This is a genomic window from Streptomyces sp. NPDC059247 (assembly GCF_042754005.1).
Classification (GTDB): Bacteria; Actinomycetota; Actinomycetes; order Streptomycetales; family Streptomycetaceae; genus Streptomyces.
On sequence record NZ_JBHYZW010000015.1, the window covers coordinates 120,005 to 139,521 of the forward strand.

The 19,517-nt window shown below is 74.6% G+C and carries 16 protein-coding genes; 12 read left to right on the forward strand and 4 right to left on the reverse strand.

Annotation, left to right across the window (positions count from 1 at the left end):
- Nucleotides 1-82: 82 nt before the first annotated feature.
- From ACFXGN_RS24570 to ACFXGN_RS24580, 3 genes are all read left to right on the forward strand, one after another.
- The gene (locus ACFXGN_RS24570) at nt 83-928 is read left to right on the forward strand and encodes a GNAT family N-acetyltransferase (protein ID WP_384862940.1); all 846 of its coding nucleotides are present in this window, start codon (nt 83-85) and stop codon (nt 926-928) included.
- 28 nt (nt 929-956) lie between these two features.
- Nucleotides 957-1,502, forward strand: coding sequence for a GNAT family N-acetyltransferase (locus ACFXGN_RS24575; protein ID WP_384862943.1), 546 nt, complete (start codon nt 957-959; stop codon nt 1,500-1,502).
- A 103-nt stretch (nt 1,503-1,605) separates the two neighbouring features.
- Nucleotides 1,606-3,306, forward strand: coding sequence for a proline--tRNA ligase (locus ACFXGN_RS24580; protein ID WP_384862946.1), 1,701 nt, complete (start codon nt 1,606-1,608; stop codon nt 3,304-3,306).
- A 162-nt stretch (nt 3,307-3,468) separates the two neighbouring features.
- Here ACFXGN_RS24580 and ACFXGN_RS24585 read toward each other — a convergent pair whose 3' ends face one another.
- Genes ACFXGN_RS24585 through ACFXGN_RS24600 form a run of 4 tightly spaced genes read right to left on the reverse strand, consistent with a single transcriptional unit; the run spans nt 3,469 to nt 6,391 of the window.
- Nucleotides 3,469-4,398: a slipin family protein gene (locus ACFXGN_RS24585; protein ID WP_384863045.1), complete on the reverse strand. Its 930-nt coding sequence runs from the start codon at nt 4,396-4,398 to the stop codon at nt 3,469-3,471.
- A gap of 60 nt (nt 4,399-4,458) precedes the next feature.
- Entirely contained in the window at nt 4,459-5,358 is a 900-nt protein-coding gene (locus tag ACFXGN_RS24590; RefSeq protein ID WP_384862949.1) for an aminoglycoside phosphotransferase family protein, read from the reverse strand.
- Between the two features lie 32 nt (nt 5,359-5,390).
- Entirely contained in the window at nt 5,391-5,807 is a 417-nt protein-coding gene (locus ACFXGN_RS24595) for a ferritin-like domain-containing protein (protein ID WP_384862951.1), read from the reverse strand.
- Entirely contained in the window at nt 5,804-6,391 is a 588-nt protein-coding gene (locus ACFXGN_RS24600; RefSeq protein WP_384862954.1) for a hypothetical protein, read from the reverse strand. The genes ACFXGN_RS24595 and ACFXGN_RS24600 overlap by 4 nt, the downstream gene beginning before the upstream one ends.
- Nucleotides 6,392-6,560: 169 nt before the next feature.
- On the opposite strand from ACFXGN_RS24600, the gene rimP reads away from it, so the two are divergent.
- From rimP to ACFXGN_RS24645, 9 genes are all read left to right on the forward strand, one after another.
- The gene (gene rimP, locus ACFXGN_RS24605; protein WP_384862956.1) at nt 6,561-7,058 is read left to right on the forward strand and encodes a ribosome maturation factor RimP; all 498 of its coding nucleotides are present in this window, start codon (nt 6,561-6,563) and stop codon (nt 7,056-7,058) included.
- A gap of 2 nt (nt 7,059-7,060) precedes the next feature.
- The gene (nusA, locus tag ACFXGN_RS24610; protein ID WP_384862958.1) at nt 7,061-8,056 is read left to right on the forward strand and encodes a transcription termination factor NusA; all 996 of its coding nucleotides are present in this window, start codon (nt 7,061-7,063) and stop codon (nt 8,054-8,056) included.
- Between the two features lie 75 nt (nt 8,057-8,131).
- On the forward strand, nt 8,132-8,413 hold the full coding sequence (locus ACFXGN_RS24615; protein ID WP_384862960.1) for a YlxR family protein: 282 nt from the start codon (nt 8,132-8,134) through the stop codon (nt 8,411-8,413).
- A gap of 153 nt (nt 8,414-8,566) precedes the next feature.
- Nucleotides 8,567-11,650 (forward strand): translation initiation factor IF-2, encoded by a 3,084-nt coding sequence (gene infB / locus ACFXGN_RS24620; protein WP_384862962.1) that lies wholly within the window; start codon nt 8,567-8,569, stop codon nt 11,648-11,650.
- Between the two features lie 146 nt (nt 11,651-11,796).
- Nucleotides 11,797-12,090, forward strand: a complete 294-nt coding sequence (locus tag ACFXGN_RS24625; RefSeq protein ID WP_351787021.1) for a DUF503 domain-containing protein — start codon at nt 11,797-11,799, stop codon at nt 12,088-12,090.
- Between the two features lie 30 nt (nt 12,091-12,120).
- On the forward strand, nt 12,121-12,561 hold the full coding sequence (gene rbfA, locus ACFXGN_RS24630) for a 30S ribosome-binding factor RbfA (protein ID WP_351787018.1): 441 nt from the start codon (nt 12,121-12,123) through the stop codon (nt 12,559-12,561).
- Complete coding sequence (truB, locus tag ACFXGN_RS24635) at nt 12,558-13,457, forward strand: tRNA pseudouridine(55) synthase TruB (protein WP_384862965.1); 900 nt, start codon at nt 12,558-12,560, stop codon at nt 13,455-13,457. The genes rbfA and truB overlap by 4 nt, the downstream gene beginning before the upstream one ends.
- Nucleotides 13,458-13,691: 234 nt before the next feature.
- Entirely contained in the window at nt 13,692-18,101 is a 4,410-nt protein-coding gene (locus ACFXGN_RS24640; RefSeq protein WP_384862968.1) for a serine protease, read from the forward strand.
- 31 nt (nt 18,102-18,132) lie between these two features.
- Entirely contained in the window at nt 18,133-19,101 is a 969-nt protein-coding gene (locus ACFXGN_RS24645) for a bifunctional riboflavin kinase/FAD synthetase (protein ID WP_384862971.1), read from the forward strand.
- Nucleotides 19,102-19,517 lie beyond the last annotated feature (416 nt).

Sequence of the window (19,517 nt, forward strand, 5' to 3'; positions counted from 1 at the left end):
GGGCTCCGTGCTGCCAAGGGCAGGTCCGGGGCCCGCCGGGTAGAGTGCGCAGACCAGCAGAACCGTACGGTGAGGGCCCCTCGTGTTGACACAACCCGCCACCCGGGTCCTCGAACCCGCCGATCTCGGCGCCGCACTCGCCGTCCTGGAGAGCGCCCCCGTCGAGAACGCCTTCGTGACCGCCCGCGTCCAGATCGCCGGGCTCGACCCCTGGCGCCTCGGCGGCGAGATGTGGGGCTGGTACCAGGAGGGCAGGCTCCGCTCGCTCTGCTACTCGGGCGCCAACCTGGTGCCCCTCTGCGCCACCCCCGAGGCCGTCCGCGCCTTCGCCGACCGGGCCCGCAGGACCGGCCGCCGCTGCTCCTCCATCGTCGGCCCCGCCGAGCCCACCGCCGAACTCTGGCGGCTCCTGGAACCCAGCTGGGGACCCGCCAGGGACGTGCGCGCCCGCCAGCCGCTGATGGTCGCCGAGGAGCCCTCCACCACCGTCGCCGCCGACCCGCTGGTCCGCCGCGTCCGCAAGGACGAGATGGACGTGATCATGCCCGCCTGCGTGGCCATGTTCACCGAGGAGGTCGGCGTCTCTCCGCTCGCCAACGACGGCGGACTGCTCTACCAGGCCAGGGTCGCCGAACTCGTCGGCTCCGGCCGGTCGTTCGCCCGCGTGGAGAACGGCAAGGTCGTCTTCAAGGCCGAGATCGGCGCCGCGACGAACCGCGCCTGCCAGATCCAGGGCGTCTGGGTCGCCCCCGAACACCGGGGCAAGGGCCTGTCCGAGACCGGCATGGCCGCCGTCCTCCGGTACGCCCTGGCCGACATCGCCCCCGTCGTCAGCCTCTACGTCAACGACTACAACACCCCCGCGCGGGCCGCGTACCGCCGGGTGGGCTTCCGCGAGACCGGCGCCTTCATGAGCGTGCTGTTCTGAGACCCGGCCCGCTTGTAGGGTGCGCCGCATGGATGACGCAGACGTCGTGGTCGGACCGGTCAATCTCGCCGCCCGGGTGGACGAGGCCCTCGCCGTGCAGGCGCTCGCCTTCGGTCTGGGCCGCGACGAGGTCGCCGTCCGCCGCCACATCGTGCTGCGCCACCTGCTGTGCACCGGCGCCCGCGCCTACGGCGCCACCACCCCCGACGGGACGCTCGTCGGCTTCGTGTACGGGATGCCCAACGACCGCTCCCACTGGTGGTCCACCGTCGTCGAGTCGTATCTGCGGATCACCGGCGCCAACGACTGGCTCGACGACTCCTTCGTCATCACCGAGCTGCACGTCCACCCCGCCCACCAGGGGAAGGGCGTCGGCCGGAAGCTGATCACCACCATCACCGACGGAGCCGCCGAACCCCGCTCGATCCTCTCCGCGATCGACACCGAGAGCCCCGCCCGGGGCCTCTACCGCTCCCTCGGCTACCAGGACCTCGCCCGCCAGGTGCACTTCCCGAGCGCCGCCCGCCCGTACGCCGTGATGGGCGCGCCGCTGCCGCTCCCGCACCGGAACTGATTTCTCCGACCAGGGGCGGCCCGGCTAACCTCCTAGCCATCACCCCCCCTTCCCGGCCCCGTCCGGACCGGGGGACCATCCGCCCGGCAGGAGTACGAGAACCATGGCCAACGCACCGGTCCAGCGCATGTCCCAGTTGATGGCGAAGACGCTGCGCGACGACCCGGCCGACGCCGAGGTCCTCAGCCACAAGCTCCTCGTGCGCGCCGGATACGTGCGCCGCACCGCCGCCGGCATCTGGAGCTGGCTGCCCCTCGGCAAGAAGGTCCTCTCCAACGTCGAGCGGATCGTCCGCGAGGAGATGGACGCCATCGGCGCGCAGGAGGTCTCCCTGCCCGCGCTGCTGCCCCGCGAGCCCTACGAGGCCACCGGCCGCTGGGACGAGTACGGCGCCGAGCTGTTCCGCCTCCAGGACCGCAGGGGCGGCGACTACCTCCTCGGCCCGACGCACGAGGAGATCTTCACCCTCCTGGTCAAGGACCAGTGCTCGTCCTACAAGGACCTGCCCGTGATCCTCTACCAGATCCAGACCAAGTTCCGCGACGAGGCCCGCCCCCGCGCCGGCATCCTGCGCGGTCGCGAGTTCCTGATGAAGGACTCGTACTCCTTCGACACCGAGGACGAGGGCCTGGCCAAGTCCTACGCCCTGCACCGCCAGGCCTACCAGCGGGTCTTCGAGCGCCTCGGCCTCGACTACCGCATCGTCGCCGCCACCGCCGGTGCCATGGGCGGCTCCAAGTCCGAGGAGTTCCTCGCCCCGGCCGAGGCGGGCGAGGACACCTTCGCCGACTGCCCGAACTGCGACTTCGCCGCCAACACGGAGGCCATCTCCTACGAGCTGGTGTCCGTCGACGGCTCCGCGGTCCCGGCCGCCGAGGAGATCCCCACCCCCGACACCCCGACCATCGAGACCCTCGCCGCCTCGCTCGGCGTCCCCGCCTCCGCGACCCTGAAGAACCTCCTGGTGAAGGTCGACGGCGAGATCGTCGCCGTGGGCGTCCCCGGCGACCGCGAGGTGGACCTCGGCAAGGTCGAGGAGCACTTCGCCCCGGCGACCGTCGAGATGGTCACCGAGGCCGACTTCGCGGACCGCGCGGACCTCGTGCGCGGCTACGTCGGCCCGCAGGGCCTGGAGAAGGTCACCTACATCGCCGACCCGCGCGTGGCGCCGGGCACCGCGTGGATCACGGGTGCCAACAAGGAGCACACCCACGCGAAGAACGTCGTCGCGGGCCGTGACTTCGAGGTCGACGCGTACGTCGACGTGGTCGTCGTGCAGGAGGGCGACCCGTGCCCGAAGTGCGGCACCGGCCTGAAGCTGGACCGCGCCATCGAGATCGGCCACATCTTCCAGCTCGGCCGCAAGTACGCCGACGCCCTCAAGCTCGACGTCCTCGGCCAGCAGGGCAAGCCGGTCCGCGTGACCATGGGCTCGTACGGCATCGGAGTCTCGCGCGCGGTCGCCGCCCTCGCCGAGCAGACCGCCGACGACAAGGGCCTGTGCTGGCCCGCCGAGGTCGCCCCGGCCGATGTGCACGTCGTCGCCGCGGGCAAGGCCCTGCAGACGGAGCTGGCCCTGGAGGTCGCCGACAAGCTGTCCGCCGCCGGGCTCCGCGTCCTGGTCGACGACCGCGCGGGCGTCTCCCCGGGCGTCAAGTTCACCGACGCGGAGCTGATGGGCGTCCCGAAGATCCTGGTGGCCGGGCGCCGCTCGGGCGAGGGCGTCGTGGAGCTGAAGGACCGCCGCACGGGCGAGCGCGAGGAGCTGACCGTCGACGAGGCGCTCGCCCGCCTCACCGCCTGAGCCGTCCCCCGGCCCCTGCGGCCGGGGGCCCGGGGCCTCCCCTCGTCCGTCCGCCGGTCCGGAAGGGGCGGGGCCCGCAGGCCGCACCCGTCCGCCGTGCCCGCCCGCTCCACCGGGCGGGCACGGCGGACGTCGTCGCCCTTCCGGGCCGTCCGCGCGCCGTCAGGCCGTGTCCTCCCGGGGCGCCGGTTCCACCGAGGGCCCGGTCAGGTCCTCCACCGCCTCCCCCGCGTCCACCGGATCCGCCGACGCGGGAGCGTCCGGCGGCAGGGAGGGAGGTGGGGGTACGGGCGTGGGCCGGGGCGCGGGCCCGGCCGGATCGGCCCCGCCGCCCGGGGTCGCCCGCTCCAGGAACCGGAGCAGTTCCACCGGGATCGGCAGGACCAGCGTCGAGTTCTTCTCCGCCGACACCGCCATCACCGTCTGCAGCAGCCGCAGCTGGAGCGCCGCGGGCTGCTCGGACATCACGGCCGCCGCCTGCGCCAGCTTCTTCGATGCCTGGAGCTCCGCGTCCGCGTTGATCACCCGGGCGCGCCGCTCCCGGTCCGCCTCCGCCTGCCGGGCCATCGACCGCTTCATGGTCTCCGGCAGGGACACGTCCTTGATCTCGACCCGGTCGATCTGCACGCCCCAGCCGATCGCGGGGGAGTCCAGCATCAGTTCGAGGCCCTGGTTGAGCTTCTCGCGGTTCGACAGCAGGTCGTCGAGGTCGCTCTTGCCGATGATCGACCGCAGGGACGTCTGGGCCATCTGGGAGACCGCGAACCGGTAGTCCTCGACCCGGACGATCGCCTCCGCCGGGTCGACGACCCGGAAGTAGACCACCGCGTCGACCCGGACCGTGACGTTGTCCCGGGTGATGCCCTCCTGCGCGGGCACCGGCATCGTGACGATCTGCATGTTGACCTTGCGGAGCCGGTCCACGGCCGGGACGACCATGGTGAAGCCCGGCCCCCTGATGCCCTCGCGCAGCCGTCCGAAGCGGAAGACGAGCCCGCGCTCGTACTGCTTCACGACCCGCGCCGCGGCACTCGTGTACACGGCGACCGCGGCTCCCGCGCCCGCCACGGCGAACAGCAGTTCTTCGATCATCACGGCTCCTCGCATCGAGCCGGACCATATACATCCGAACCGTACGAAAAGGGTATTCCCTTAAAGCCAGCCCGCGAACTCGAGGAGCAGCTCGGCGTCCTGCCGCCGTCCCGCCGTCAGCGCCCGCGTCCCCGACTCGACCGCGCGGAACAGGGTCCAGCCGCGCAGCCGCTCCCGGTCCACCTCCAGGGAGTCCGCCAGCCTGTTGACCCGCCGCCGGGCCGCCGAGGCGCCGGAGGAGGCGGCCACCAGGTCCTCCACCCGGTCCCTGACCAGCCGGGCCAGGTCGTAGGCCCGCTCGCCGACCAGCGGCTCGGGCCCGACGACCAGCCAGGGCGCCCGGTCCCCGGCGAGCACCTTGCCCTGCCGGAAGTTCCCGTGCAGCAGCATCGTCTCGGCCGCGCCCGCGAGCAGCTCCTCGCGCGCGTCGAGCGCCGCCGAGGCCAGTGCCCCGGCCGTCGCGTCGGCGCGGTGGTGCTCCATCGCCGAGGACTGCCGGGCGGTCCGCTCGGCCACCGACTCGAAGCCGTGCCCCGCCGGGGGCTCGACCCACAGCTTCCGTACGGTCCCGGCCGCCTCCAGGAGCGCCTTCGCCTCCGGGAGGGAGCGCAGGGACACCTCGGGGTGCAGCCGTTCGAGGAGGAGCGCGTCCCCCGGGGCGCCGTCGAGCGGCCGGACCGCGCCCCAGCCGTTCCAGTGCGCCAGCGCGTCCCGCTCCCGGTCGGGCCGGGCGAACGGCGGCGCGACCTTCAGGGCGGCGGGGGAGCCGTCGGACCGCCGGACGAGCACCACCAGGCTGCTCCGGCCACCGGGCGCCACCACCCGTTCGGCGGCCAGGGAGGCACGGCCGACCAGGTGGCCGGTGAGCTCGGGCAGCTTCCCCAGCCACTCGGCCGCGACGGTGTCCCCGTACGTCTCACCGAGCGTCCTGGTCAGGCGCTGCGGCGGTTCGAAAGCCATGGGTACGTCGATCCTTCGGTCGGGGAGCGGGCTCACACCCGCTCGGCGAGCCCAGGAAAGGTTACGTCGCCGCCGCGCCAGCGCACGGCCCGTACCGCCGCCTCGGTGAGTGCCGCTGCGGCCTCCCGCCGGTCCGCGCCCGTGGTGGCCCTGACCAGGTCGGAGTACACCCCGGCCACCCGGTCCTCCAGGACGGCGGCGAGCCGGACGGCCCCGGCCGGGCCGGTCACCGGGAACGGCAGCGCGTACGCGGCCTCCGCCACCACCGGGGCGCCGCCGAGGTCGCGCACGGCCCGGCGCAGCGCGTCCCGGCGCGCCCGGTGCGCCTCGTGGGCGGCGGTGGCCTCGGCGCGGCGGTCCGGGGCGACCCGGGCGCCGACCACTCCGTACCCGTACACGGCCGCGTGCTCGGCGGCCAGCGCCGCCCGGGTGGCGTCGAGGGCGCTCACGCGCGGGCTCCTTCGGTCAGCAGGAAGGCGTGGGCGGCGCCCGCGGCGGCCACGGAGGCCAGCAGCCGGGCGTACTCGGGCGGCGCGGTGAGCAGGGCGGCGGTGTGCGCGGCGGAGGCGGTGCGGGCCGCCCGCGCGAGGTCGGTGAGCGCGGTCCGGGGGTCGGCGGCCACGGGCGCGGCGGGGGGCCGGGGACGCCCGGACGGCGCCCGGGTCCCGGCGGCGGTGGGGGAGGGGCCGGTGGTCGCGCCGCCGTCGGCCGGGGCCGTCACCGGGGCGGTCGTCGCACCGCCCTCGGCGAGGGCGGCGGTGTGCGCCGCCGCCGAGCGGCGCAGCGGGGCCAGCCGGTCGGCGAGCGCCGGATGGGCGGCGAGGGTCGTGTCGTAACGTTCCAGCAGGGTCCGGGAGACGGCCACGGAGCGCCCCCGGAGGGCGGTCTCGGCGCGGGCCGCCCGTGCGGCCTCCGCCTCGGCCGGGCTCGGCCGCCGGGGCGCCGGGTCCCCGGAGACGCAGCCCGTCAGGGCCGTCGCGGCGGCGGCGGAGAGCCCCGCCACCAGGAGCGCGCGCCTGTCCGTCGTCGTCACGTTCTCTCCCTCGGCCGTGGCGGGTCGTCGAAGATCTTCGGGATCACCGCAGGCGAGCGTACCCGTGGCCCCCGGGCGGGTGGACGGCAACACCCTCCGGGACCGGATACCCTTTGGTCTGACACGCGACGAACCCCACAACAGCACACGCGGCCGAGGAGTCACCCGGATGAGCACCACCCAGAGCGACAGGCTGCGCGGACTCGTGGAGCCGCTCGTCCACGCGAAGGACCTGGATCTGGAAGAGATCGAGGTGTCCCGGGCGGGTCGGCGCGGACTGGTGAGGATCGTCGTCGACTCGGACGAGGGCGTGGAGCTGGACGCCTGTGCCGAGCTGAGCCGCGCGATCTCCGAGAAGCTCGACGAGACCGACGTGATGGGCGAGGGCGAGTACGTCCTCGAAGTCAGCTCCCCCGGCGCCGACCGCCCCCTCACCGAGCACCGCCACTACGTGCGGGCCACCGGCCGGCTGGTGAAGCTCCAGCTCGCCGAGGACGGGGAGCTGGTCGCGCGGATCCTCGCGGTGGACGAGGACGGTCTCGACCTCGAAGTGCCGGGCGTGAAGGGGCGCAAGCCCACCGCCCGCCGGGTCGGGTTCGCCGATGTCGTCAGGGCGCGTGTCGAGATCGAGTTCAACCGCAAGGACAAGAAGGAAGAGGAGGCGTAGCCGTGGACATCGACGTGAAGCTGCTCAAGGGCTTGGCGCAGGAGAAGGAGATCTCCTTCGAACTGCTGGTCGAGGCGATCGAGTCGGCCCTCCTCATCGCCTACCACCGCACCCCCGACGCCCGCCGCCACGCGCGCGCGGAGCTGAACCGGCAGACCGGTCACGTGACGGTGTGGGCGAAGGAAGACCCCTCCGATCTGGAGGAGGGCCAGGAGCCCAAGGACTTCGACGACACCCCGTCCGACTTCGGACGGATCGCCGCGAGCACCGCCCGCCAGGTGATCCAGCAGCGGCTGCGGGACGCCGAGAACGACGTGACGTTCGGCGAGTACGCGCGCCGCGAGGGCGATGTCGTCGCCGGTGTGGTGCAGCAGGGCAAGGACCCGAAGAACGTCCTCGTCCGGCTGGACGACAAGCTGGAGGCCATCCTCCCGGTGCAGGAGCAGGTGCCGGGCGAGGAGTACACGCACGGTCTGCGGCTGCGCACGTACGTCGTCCGGGTGGCGAGGGGCGTGCGCGGTCCGTCCGTGACGCTCTCGCGGACGCACCCCAACCTGGTGAAGAAGCTGTTCGCCCTGGAGGTGCCGGAGATCGCGGACGGTTCGGTCGAGATCTCGGCCATCGCCCGTGAGGCCGGTCACCGCACCAAGATGGCGGTCCGTTCCACCCGTTCGGGTCTCAACCCCAAGGGCGCCTGCATCGGCCCGATGGGCAGCCGGGTCCGCAACGTGATGGCGGAGCTGCTCGGCGAGAAGATCGACATCGTCGACTGGTCGGACGACCCGGCCGAGATGGTGGCGAACGCGCTCTCCCCGGCCCGGGTCACCAAGGTCGAGATCGTCGACATGGCGGCCCGCTCTGCCCGGGTCACCGTGCCGGACTACCAGCTGTCGCTGGCCATCGGCAAGGAGGGGCAGAACGCCCGCCTGGCCGCGCGCCTGACCGGCTGGCGGATCGACATCCGGCCGGACACGGAGCCGGACGGTCCCCAGGACTGAGACCGTTTTCAGGCCAACAAGTGTTCGAATCTTGCCCCAAACAGGTGAGGTCGGTACGGGGAGGTAGACTTAATCGTGTCTGGCCGGACGCATACCCGCACGTGCCCTGAGCGAACCTGCGTGGGATGCCGGGAGCGAGCGGCCAAGAGCGAACTGCTGCGCATCGTGATGACAAAGGACGAGTGCGTTCCCGATCATCGCGGTACGCTGCCCGGCCGGGGTGCGTATCTGCACCCCGCCGTGGCTTGTCTCGATCTGGCGGTCCGCCGCCGAGCGTTTCCGAGAGCCTTCAGGTTTCAGGGTCCGCTCGACACCGCGGCACTCCGCCACCACGTCGAGCGGTCGGCACAGCAGTGAAGGAGTACGGCACTGGGGACACCCCGTGCGGTCAGGTACCTCGCGAGTTGGAAGTAGGTCGAGATTGCGATGAGCACCACTCGATGAGTACGCGATGAGTACGCCCATGAAGTAGCGACGGTCCGGCGGTAACCCGGACCTCAAAGGAGCGAAGTGGCTAAGGTCCGGGTATACGAACTCGCCAAGGAGTTCGGTGTGGAGAGCAAGGTCGTCATGGCCAAGCTCCAAGAACTCGGTGAGTTCGTCCGTTCGGCGTCCTCGACGATCGAGGCGCCGGTCGTGCGCAAGTTGACTGACGCTTTGCAGGGTCCCGGTGGCAACGCCGGCAAGACCGCTGCCAAGCCCGGCGCGCCCCGCAAGGCGACGCCCACCCCCGCCGCGCCGAAGCCGGCGTCGGCCACCCCCGCGCCGTCCCCGGCGCAGGCGGCACGTCCCGCTGCCCCCAAGCCTGGCGCGCCCACCCCGGCGCCCAAGCCCGCGGCGGCGGAGAAGCCCGCGGCGCAGGCTCCGGCCTCGCGTCCGACCCCGGGTCCGAAGCCCCCGGCCGCGCCGAAGCCGGCGCCCGCCTCCCCGGCTCCGACGACTCCGGAGTTCACCGCGCCTCCGGCGGCTCCGGCCGCCCAGCGCCCCGCCGGTGCGACCCCGGGCCCCCGCCCGGCCGCCGCCCGTCCGGGCCAGGCGTCCCGCCCGCAGGGCCAGGGCGCGCCGCGCCCCGGCGGCCAGCAGGCCCCCCGTCCGGGCGGCAACCGTCCGGCCGGTCCCCGTCCGGGCAACAACCCGTTCACCTCGGGCGGCTCCACCGGCATGGCGCGTCCGCAGACGCCCCGTCCCGGTGGCGGCGCCCCGCGTCCCGGCGGCCCCGGTGCCGCTCCGGGCGCCCCGCGCCCGCAGGGCGGCCCCGGCGGCGCCCCGCGTCCGCAGGGTCAGGGCGGTCAGCGCCCCACCCCCGGTGGGATGCCCCGTCCGCAGGCTCCCCGTCCGGGCGGCGCGCCCGGCGGCAACCGTCCGAACCCGGGCATGATGCCGCAGCGTCCCGCTGCCGGTCCGCGTCCCGGTCCCGGCGGTCGTGGCCCCGGTGGTCCCGGTGGTCGTCCGGCCGGTCCCGGTGGCGGTGGCGGCGGCGGTCGTCCCGGCTTCGCCGGTCGTCCGGCCGGTCCCGGCGGTGGCGGCGGCGGCTTCGCCGGTCGTCCCGGCGGTCCCGGTGGTGGCGGCGGCGGTCGTCCGGGTGGTCCCGGCGGCGGTGGCGGCGGCTTCGGCGGTCGTCCCGGCGGCTTCGGTGGCCGTCCCGGCGGTCCTGGTGCCCGTGGTGGCACGCAGGGCGCCTTCGGCCGCCCCGGCGGTCCCGCGCGTCGTGGTCGCAAGTCGAAGCGTCAGAGGCGCCAGGAGTACGAGGCCATGCAGGCCCCGTCCGTGGGCGGCGTGATGCTTCCCCGCGGTGGCGGCGAGGTCATCCGCCTGTCGCGCGGTGCCTCCCTCACCGACTTCGCCGAGAAGATCGGCGCCAACCCGGCGTCGCTCGTCGCGGTGATGATGAACCTCGGCGAGATGGTCACGGCGACGCAGTCGGTCTCCGACGACACGCTGACGATGCTCGGCGAGGAGATGAACTACACCGTTCAGATCGTCTCGCCCGAGGAGGAGGACCGCGAGCTGCTCGAGTCCTTCGACATCGAGTTCGGCGAGGACGAGGGCGGCGAAGAGGCCCTGGTCTCCCGTCCGCCGGTCGTCACCGTCATGGGTCACGTCGACCACGGAAAGACCCGACTGCTCGACGCGATCCGCAAGACGAACGTCGTCGCGGGCGAAGCCGGTGGCATCACCCAGCACATCGGTGCCTACCAGGTGGGTACCGAGGTCAACGGCGAAGAGCGTCGCATCACCTTCATCGACACCCCGGGTCACGAGGCGTTCACCGCCATGCGTGCCCGTGGTGCGAAGTCGACCGACATCGCGATCCTCGTGGTCGCGGCCAACGACGGCGTCATGCCGCAGACGATCGAGGCGCTCAACCACGCCAAGGCCGCCGGCGTCCCGATCGTCGTCGCGGTCAACAAGATCGACGTCGAGGGCGCGGACCCGGTCAAGGTCCGTGGCCAGCTGACCGAGTTCGGTCTGGTGGCCGAGGAGTACGGCGGCGACACCATGTTCGTCGACATCTCCGCCAAGCAGGGTCTGCACATCGACTCCCTGCTGGAGGCCGTCGTCCTCACCGCCGACGCCTCGCTCGACCTGCGGGCCAACCCGAACCAGGACGCGCAGGGCATCGCGATCGAGTCCCACCTCGACCGCGGTCGCGGTGCGGTCTCGACCGTCCTGGTCCAGCGCGGAACGCTGCGCATCGGCGACACCGTGGTGGTCGGCGACGCGTACGGCCGTGTCCGGGCGATGCTCGACGACAAGGGCAACAACGTCGAGGAGGCGACCCCGTCGACTCCCGTCCTGGTGCTCGGTCTCACCAACGTGCCGGGTGCCGGCGACAACCTCCTGGTCGTCGACGAGGACCGTACGGCGCGTCAGATCGCCGAGAAGCGCGCGGCGCGTGAGCGCAACGCCGCCTTCGCCAAGCGCGTCCGCCGGGTGTCCCTCGAGGACCTCGACAAGGTGCTCAAGGCCGGTCTCGTCCAGGAACTCAACCTCATCATCAAGGGCGACGCGTCCGGTGCGGTCGAGGCCCTGGAAGCCTCGCTGCTCCAGCTCGACGTCGGCGAAGAGGTCGACATCCGCGTCCTGCACCGTGGTGTGGGTGCGGTCACCGAGTCGGACATCGACCTGGCCATGGGCTCCGACGCCATCGTCATCGGCTACAACGTCCGTGCGGCCGGCCGTGCCGCGCAGATGGCGGAGCGCGAGGGCGTCGACGTCCGGTACTACTCGGTCATCTACCAGGCGATCGAGGAGATCGAGGCGGCCCTGAAGGGTCTCCTCAAGCCGGAGTACGAAGAGGTCGAGCTGGGTACGGCGGAGATCCGCGAGGTCTTCCGCTCGTCCAAGCTGGGCAACATCGCCGGTGTCCTCATCCGCTCCGGCGAGGTCAAGCGCAACACCAAGGCGCGCCTCGTCCGCGACGGCAAGGTCATCGCCGAGGACCTCACGATCCACGGTCTGCGCCGCTTCAAGGACGACGTCACCGAGATCCGCGAAGGCTTCGAGGGCGGTATCAACCTCGGAAACTTCAACGACATCAAGATCGACGACGTCATCGCGACGTACGAGATGCGCGAGAAGCCGCGCGCCTGACGCGTCCGCTCGCAGCACTGAGCCGGGGCCGGTCGGCGGAAAGTATTCCGTCGATCGGCCCCGGCCGTTGCGTGTACGGTTTCGGATGTCCCCGCCGGTTCGTCGGCGGGGCACCGAACCCGAACCGGCGGGACATCCGGACACACATGTACGTGGGGACCCTGTCCTTCGATCTCCTCCTCGGCGACATACGTTCGTTGAAGGAGAAACGCTCCGTCGTCAGGCCGATCGTCGCCGAACTGCACCGGAAGTTCGCGGTGAGCGTGGCGGAGACCGGCGACCAGGACCTCCACCGGCGGGCCGAGATCGGCGTCGCGATGGTGTCCGGGGACCCGGGACACCTCAGCGACGTGCTGGACCGGTGCGAGCGGCTCGTCGCCGCCCGCCCCGAGGTGGAGCTGCTGTCGGTGCGCCGCAGGCTCCACACTGATGAAGACTGATCTGAGCAAGGCGAAGAAGGAGAAGGACCAGTGGCCGACAACGCGCGGGCGAAGAAGCTGGCGGACCTCATCCGGGAGGTGGTCGCCGAGAAGCTGCAGCGCGGCGTCAAGGACCCCCGACTGGGTACGCACGTGACCATCACGGACACCCGTGTCACCGGTGATCTGCGGGAGGCCACGGTCTTCTACACGGTCTACGGCGACGACGAGGAGCGGGCGAGCGCCGCCGCCGGACTGGAGAGCGCCAAGGGCGTCCTCCGTTCGGCCGTGGGCCGCGCCGCGGGGACCAAGTTCACCCCGACGCTGACCTTCGTGGCGGACGCCCTTCCGGAGAACGCCAAGACGATCGAGAACCTCCTCGACAGGGCGCGGGCCTCGGACGCCCAGGTGCGGGAGGCGTCCTCGGGCGCCGCCTTCGCGGGCGAGGCCGACCCCTACAAGAAGCCGGGCGAGGACGAAGCCGCCGAATGAGCAACGCAGCAGCCACGCCCGACGGCCTCGTCATCGTCGACAAGCCGTCGGGCTTCACCTCGCACGACGTCGTGGCCAAGATGCGGGGGATCGCGAAGACCCGCCGCGTCGGCCACGCGGGCACGCTCGACCCGATGGCGACCGGAGTCCTCGTCCTCGGCGTGGAGCGGGCCACCAAGCTGCTCGGTCACCTCGCGCTGACCGAGAAGGAGTACCTGGGCACCGTCCGGCTGGGCCAGAGCACGGTCACCGACGACGCCGAGGGCGAGATCACCGCCTCCGTGGACGCCTCCAAGGTGACCCGCGAGGGCATCGACGCGGGCGTCGCCGAGCTGACCGGCGCCATCATGCAGGTCCCGTCGAAGGTCTCCGCGATCAAGATCGACGGCAAGCGGTCGTACGCGCGGGTGCGCGGCGGCGAGGAGTTCGAGATCCCTGCCCGCCCAGTCACCGTCTCGTCCTTCCAGGTGTACGACGTGCGCGAGGCGACCGCGGAGGACGGCACCCCCGTCCTCGACCTGGTCGTCTCCGTCGTCTGCTCCTCCGGTACGTACATCCGGGCGCTCGCCCGGGACCTCGGCGCGGGCCTCGGCGTGGGCGGTCATCTGACCGCGCTGCGGCGCACCCGGGTCGGCCCGTACAAGCTGGACTCCGCCAGGACGCTGGATCAGCTCCAGGAGGAGCTGACGGTCATGCCGGTCGCCGACGCGGCCTCGGCGGCGTTCCCCCGGTGGGACGTCGACGAGAAGCGGGCCGGACTGCTGCTCAACGGGGTCCGGCTCGACATGCCGGAGTACCCGGCGGGTCCCGTCGCGGTCTACGGTCCCGCGGGGAACCTGCTCGCGCTCGTCGAGGCCCAGCGGGGCAAGGCCAAGAGCCTGGCCGTCTTCGGCTGAGACCGGGCCCGGTCCGGCCGGACCGGGGGCCCCGGACGTTCACGGTGGGGCGGGCACACGCGCGTGCCCGCCCCACCGTGTTCCCCCCTTTTCCCTCCCCCTGCGCGATTCTGTCCGGAACACGCCGGAGTATCACCCGAACAGGCAGGCGTCCGGAGTGAAAGGGGGCGTGAAGAGGGGCGTGTTCGCCTCCGTGGTTCTTGGCGTGATCGGCGGCGGCCTACCGTCGACGCCATGGGACGCGAGGACCTGGCGACGCTGGTGAGGATCTGCGATCCGGCGGGGCGGCCACGCGGCGCCGGATTCCTCGCCGACCACCACGGAACGGTCGTCACCAGTCACGAAGCCGTCGAAGGGCTCAGCCATGTCCTTCTCCGCGCCCCCGGCGACCGGAGCTGGCTCGCCGAGCCGGAGGCCGTCACCCGGCTGCCCGAGAGCGGCCTCGCCCTCGTCCGCACCCGGGGCCTCGGCGTACGGCCCCTGCCGCTGGCCACCCGGGACGGGGTCGAACCCGGCACCTACGTACGGATCGCCGCCCACGGCTGGCGCGAGGCCCGCGTCCTCGGCCCCGCCGCCGTCACCTACACCGCCGCCGACCGCTCCCACCCCCTCGGCGACGCCCTCGAACTCGCCATCGGCACCGACGGGGCCGAAGCCCTCAGGCCTGGCGGACAGGCCGCCGGAGGCCCCGTCCTCGACACCGCCACCGGCACCGTCCTCGCGGTCCTCGGCACCGCCCTGCACGGCGGGCGCCCGGCCGCCGGATACGCCGTGCCGATCCGCCCCGGCGGCGCCCTCACCGCCCTGCTCCGGCGCAACGCCGCCACCGTCCCCGCCTACGGCCCCGACCTCAACCTCGCCGCCGTCCTCGAACTCACCGCCACCGGCCCCGCCCGCGACCCCGACCCCTGGCCCGAGCCCGTCGAACGCGCCGGATGCGCCCGCGAGTTCGCCCGCTTCACCGCCGGGGACGTCCCCGTCCTCGCCCTCGTCGGAGCCCCCGGCACCGGTCGCACCACCGCCCTCGGGGCCCTCTGCGCCCGCCGCGCCCGGGGCGTCGCCCCCGCCCCCACCGTCCGGCTGCGCGGCGCCGACCTGCGCGCCGACGACCGCTCCCTCGCCGACGCCGTCGGCCGCGCCCTGCGGCAGGCCGGACGGATCGTCACCGCCTCCGGGGCCACCGGGGACACCGGCACCGCCACCCCCGAACGGGCCGCCGCCCTCGCCCGCGACGCGGGCCGGCCGCTCCTCGTCCTCCTCGACGGCCCCGAGGAGATGCCCCCGCTCCTCGCCCACCGGCTCGCCGACTGGACCTCGGCCACCGAGCACTGGCTCCGCGCCCATCAGGTCCACCTCGTCACCGCCTGCCGCCCCGAGCACTGGGAGCAGGCCGGTGCCCTCTACACCCCCGGCGCGCTGCACCGGCCCGTGACCGGCCCCGGCGGAGGGCTGCCCGCCGCCGTCGCCCTCGGGCCGTACTCCGCGTCCGAGGCACGGGCCGTCCGCGAGGGGTACGGGCTCGCCGCGACCGACCTCGCCGAGGCCGACGCCCACCACCCGCTCGCCCTGCGGCTGCTCGCGGAGGTCCGCGCGGCCCTGCCCGGGGAGGTGCCGGGACGGCCCGGCCGCGAGGAGATCTTCACCGCCCATCTGGACCTGATGTGCCTGCGGATCGCCGTCCGGATCGCGGCGGGCACCCGGCCCCTGCCCGGCGGCGGCGCCGTCCGCCGTCTCGCCGCCCGCGTCACCGGCCAGGTCCACGAGGCGGCCCGCCGCTGCCTCGGCCCCGGACACGGCGTCCTCGACCGCACCTCCTTCGAGCAGCTCTTCCCCTGGCGGGAGGGCTGGGCCCCGGCCGTCCTCACCGAAGGACTCCTCACCCCGGCGGGCACCGGCTACCGCTTCGCCCACGAGGAACTCGGCGACTGGCTCCAGGCCGCCCACCTGGACGTGGACGGCGCCCTGACCGCCCTCCTCCGCCCCCGCCCCCCGACGGTCCCCGCCGCGCCCGCCCCGGCCCCTTCCGGCCCGGAGACACCCGAGTCCTCCACGGGAGCGGCGGGAGCGGCGGGAGCGGCGGGAGTGGCGGGAGTGGCCGGGGCGGCGGGAGCGACCGGAGCAGCCGGGCCGGTGGGGGCCGCGAGGTCGGCTGGGCCTGGCGGGTCCGCCGCGCCCGTGTTCCCCGACGGCTCAGGGCACCTCACCGTCCCTGCCGCTCTCGCCCCGCCCTCTCCCTCGGGAGGACTTCCCCCTGGGTTCGCGGCCCCTGGGTTCGCGGCCCCTGGCCTCGCGGCCGGGTCCGCAGTGGCGCTGTCTGGGTCGTACTCCGGTCCGGTGGCTCCCGTCTCCGGGCCGTACTCCGGTCCCGAAGCTCCCACTTCTGGGCCGCGTTCCGGTCCGGCCGCCCCGGCCTCCGGGCCGTACTCCGGTCCCGAAGCCCCCGCCTCCGGGACGCGTTCCGCCCCGGCCGCCACCGCCTCCGGGCCGTACGCCCGTCCCGTAGTCCCGGCCTCGGGGCCGTACGCCCGTCCCGAAGCCCCCGCCCCCGGGCCGTACGCCCGTCCCGCCGGGGCCGGAAGCGTCACCCACCCCGGCGTTTCTGTTCCTTGCGTCGTCCCGGGGGCGGACGCCCCCGGCCCCGCGTCCGGCGCGCCCGCCCCCGGGGTCCTCTCCGGGGCCACGGAGTCCGCGTTCCCCGCCGGGGCCGGGCGCTTCACCGTCCCCGGCGCTCCCGTGCCCCACGTCGTCCCGGGGGCGGTCGCCCCGGGCCCCGCTCCCGGCGCGCCCGCCCCCTGGCCCTCCGCCGGAGCCGCGCACCTCACCGGCCCCTCCGCTCCCGGCGTGGGCACCCCCGGGCTCCCGGCCGGGGACTCCGGGGCCGGGCCCCAGGGCCTCTCCGGCCCCTCCGCGCCGGGCGCGCCCGCCCTGTGCCGGTCCTTCGCCGACGCCGTCCCCGGCGTCCCCCGGCAGCGCACCCCCGCCGGGGCCGCCCCGCCGCCCGTGCCGCGCCATCGCATCGGGCCGGTGCTCCAGGCCCTGCTGCTGCTCCACCGGGAGCACGGTCCCGAGGCCCTCGCGCCCCGGCTGACCACCCTCGCCGAGGCCCTGCACCGCTTCGCCGACCACGGGTCCCCCGCCGCCGGGGACGGGCCCTGGTGGGCCGCGCGGCTGTTCGGGGAGGCCGTGCGCGGGATGCGGGACCCCCGCCCCTACCTGCCCGTGCTGCGCCTCCTCGCCGACCGGATCGGGGCGCGGCCCGGCCGCCCCGCCGCGTACGCCCCCTTCGGCCCCGGCTTCTGGCTCGGTCTGCCCCTCGGCGAGGACGAACGCATCGATCTGCTGCGCCGCCTCGTCCCCGCCGACCCGCCGCCCGGCGGACCCGTGGAGGACGGCCCGGCGCCCGCCGCCGGACCCCGCGCCCTCGATGCCGTCGCCGGGCTGCTCGCCCGTGACCCGAGGGGCGTCCAGCCCCTCCTGTGCCGCTGGTTCGGCGACGAACGGCCCCTGCCCGCCACCCCGCACGCGACCGTCGCCACCGCCGCGCAGGCCCTGCTGCACACCCACCGGGCGCTCGCCGCCGACGACCTGTGCGAGGCGCTCGTCGCCACCGCCCATCCGCTCGCCGAGGACCTCCTCGCCGCGCTCGCCGAGGACGAGCCCGGCGTCGTCTGCCGGGCCGTCGACCGCTGGGCCCACGACGACGGACGCCCCGAACGGCGCACCGCCGCCCTCGCGTACGGACAGCTCGTCGTCGGGCACGCCACCGCCCCCGCCGACCGGGAACTCCTCCGCTACGCGGCCCTCGCGCTGCTCGCCCGCCCCGCCGACCGGGCCCTGCACGGCCCCGCCCTCGGACTCCTCGTCCGCGACCCGCTCACCCGCGCCCGCCACCTGCCCCGCGCCCTCACCGAACCCCGGGTGCCCGCGAGCGCCCTCGCCGCCGCGATGACGGCCGACCCCGGGCCGGTGCTCGCCGCCTTCCGCATCCGGCTGCACGGCACCGGCGAGGCGCCCGCCGCCGCCCTGCGGGCCCTCGCCGAGGTCGAGGCGCCCGCCCTCGCCCGCCGCGCCGCCGCCCTCGTCCGCGACTACGCCGTCCGCCACCCCGAGGGCGCCGGGCTCGTGGCCGCCTTCGTCGACCGGCGCCTCGAAGACGGCCCGGCGGCCAGGGCGGTGCTCTTCCCGCTGACCGTCGACCTCATCCGGAGCCGCCCCGCCGCCCGCCGCGCCCTCGCGCCGGTCCTCGCCGCCCCCGGCACCGGCGCCTCCCGCCATCTGCGGGCCGAACTGCTCGACGTACTCCTGGAGCACGAGCGGTACGGGACCGGCGACGACACCGTCCTCGACGCCCTCCTGACGGCCGCCGCAGAGGACGCCGGGCGGCGCAGCGGGCCCCGCACGCGGGAGCTCGTGCGGCGGGTCGGCGCGCTGTCGAGCCGTACCGCCGAGGGCGCCGCACGGTTCGAACGGGCCCTCGCGGGTCTCGTGCGGGAGCGGCCCGCGTTCGCCGCCGTCCTGGCCGCTCCGGCGGACGACGGGCCCCCCGACCGGGTGCCGGAGCCGGTCCGGGAGGCCGGGAGCCCCGGCACTTCCATGCCGATGCGGACCGACGGCCGTGGACATGGCAGTCTTAGACCTGCGTAATCGGCGAACAGGCGGACGAGGAGCGGTCACAGTGCAGCGCTGGCGTGGCTTGGAGGACATCCCCCAGGACTGGGGGCGCAGCGTCGTCACCATCGGCTCCTACGACGGGGTGCACCGAGGACACCAGCTGATCATCGGGCGGGCCGTCGAGCGCGCCCGGCAGCTCGGGGTGCCCGCCGTGGTGGTCACCTTCGACCCGCACCCCTCCGAGGTCGTACGGCCCGGCAGCCATCCGCCGCTGCTGTCCCCGCACCACCGGCGCGCGGAGCTGATGGCGGGCCTGGGCGTGGACGCGGTGCTCGTCCTGCCGTTCACGGCGGACTTCTCCCAGCTGTCCCCCGCGGACTTCATCGTGAAGGTGCTCGTCGACAAGCTGCACGCGAAGGCCGTCATCGAGGGCCCCAACTTCCGCTTCGGACACCGGGCGGCGGGCAACGTGGCCTTCCTGTCCGAGCTGGGCGGCACCTACGACTACGAGGTCGAGGTCGTCGACCTGTACGTCACCGGGGCGGCGGGCGGCGGCGACCCCTTCTCCTCCACCCTCACCCGCAGGCTGGTCGCCGAGGGCGACATGACCGGAGCGGCGGAGATCCTGGGCCGCCCGCACCGGGTCGAGGGCATCGTGGTCCGGGGCGCCCAGCGGGGGCGCGAACTGGGCTTCCCGACGGCCAACGTCGAGACGCTGCCGCACACGGCGGTCCCGGCGGACGGCGTGTACGCGGGCTGGCTGACGGCGGCGGGGGAGCGGATGCCCGCGGCGATCTCGGTCGGCACGAACCCGCAGTTCGACGCCACGGAGCGGACCGTGGAGGCGTACGCGATCGACCGCGAGGGCCTGGACCTGTACGGACTGCACGTGGCCGTCGACTTCCTCGCGTACGTCCGGGGGATGTCGAAGTTCGACACCCTGGACGATCTGCTCCAGGCCATGGCCGCCGATGTGAAGCGGTGCCGTGAGCTGACGGAGGAGTACGACCGGGAGCACCCCACGGCCTCCTGAGCCGCCGGGCCGCTCCACCGGCCCGGGTGTTCTCCCGGACCGCCGCGCCCGGAGCGGTTCCGCCGACGACCGGGCCCACCCCGCGCACCCGGCGGTCCCGGTGTCCTCCCCGGCCGTCCTGCCGCCCGCCGGAGGTCCCCTCGCACCGGGTCGAGGACCTCGGAGCCGTACACCGCCTCACCCGCCCGGATCAGCGCCCCGCCGGCCTCGGCGTCCTCGGTCGCGACCTGGGACAGGCACACACCGTCGCGGTGCGCGATCCGGCGCGGCGACTCGTCGACGGACCCCGGCGGCGGCTCCGGCCCGGCTCTGGCGGGTCCGGCCGGGCGAGCAGAACGCACCCCCCTGTCGAGACCGGGGCGCCGGGCGGGACGGACACGCGCCCGGCGCGCGCCGAGGGGCCGGGGGCGCCACCA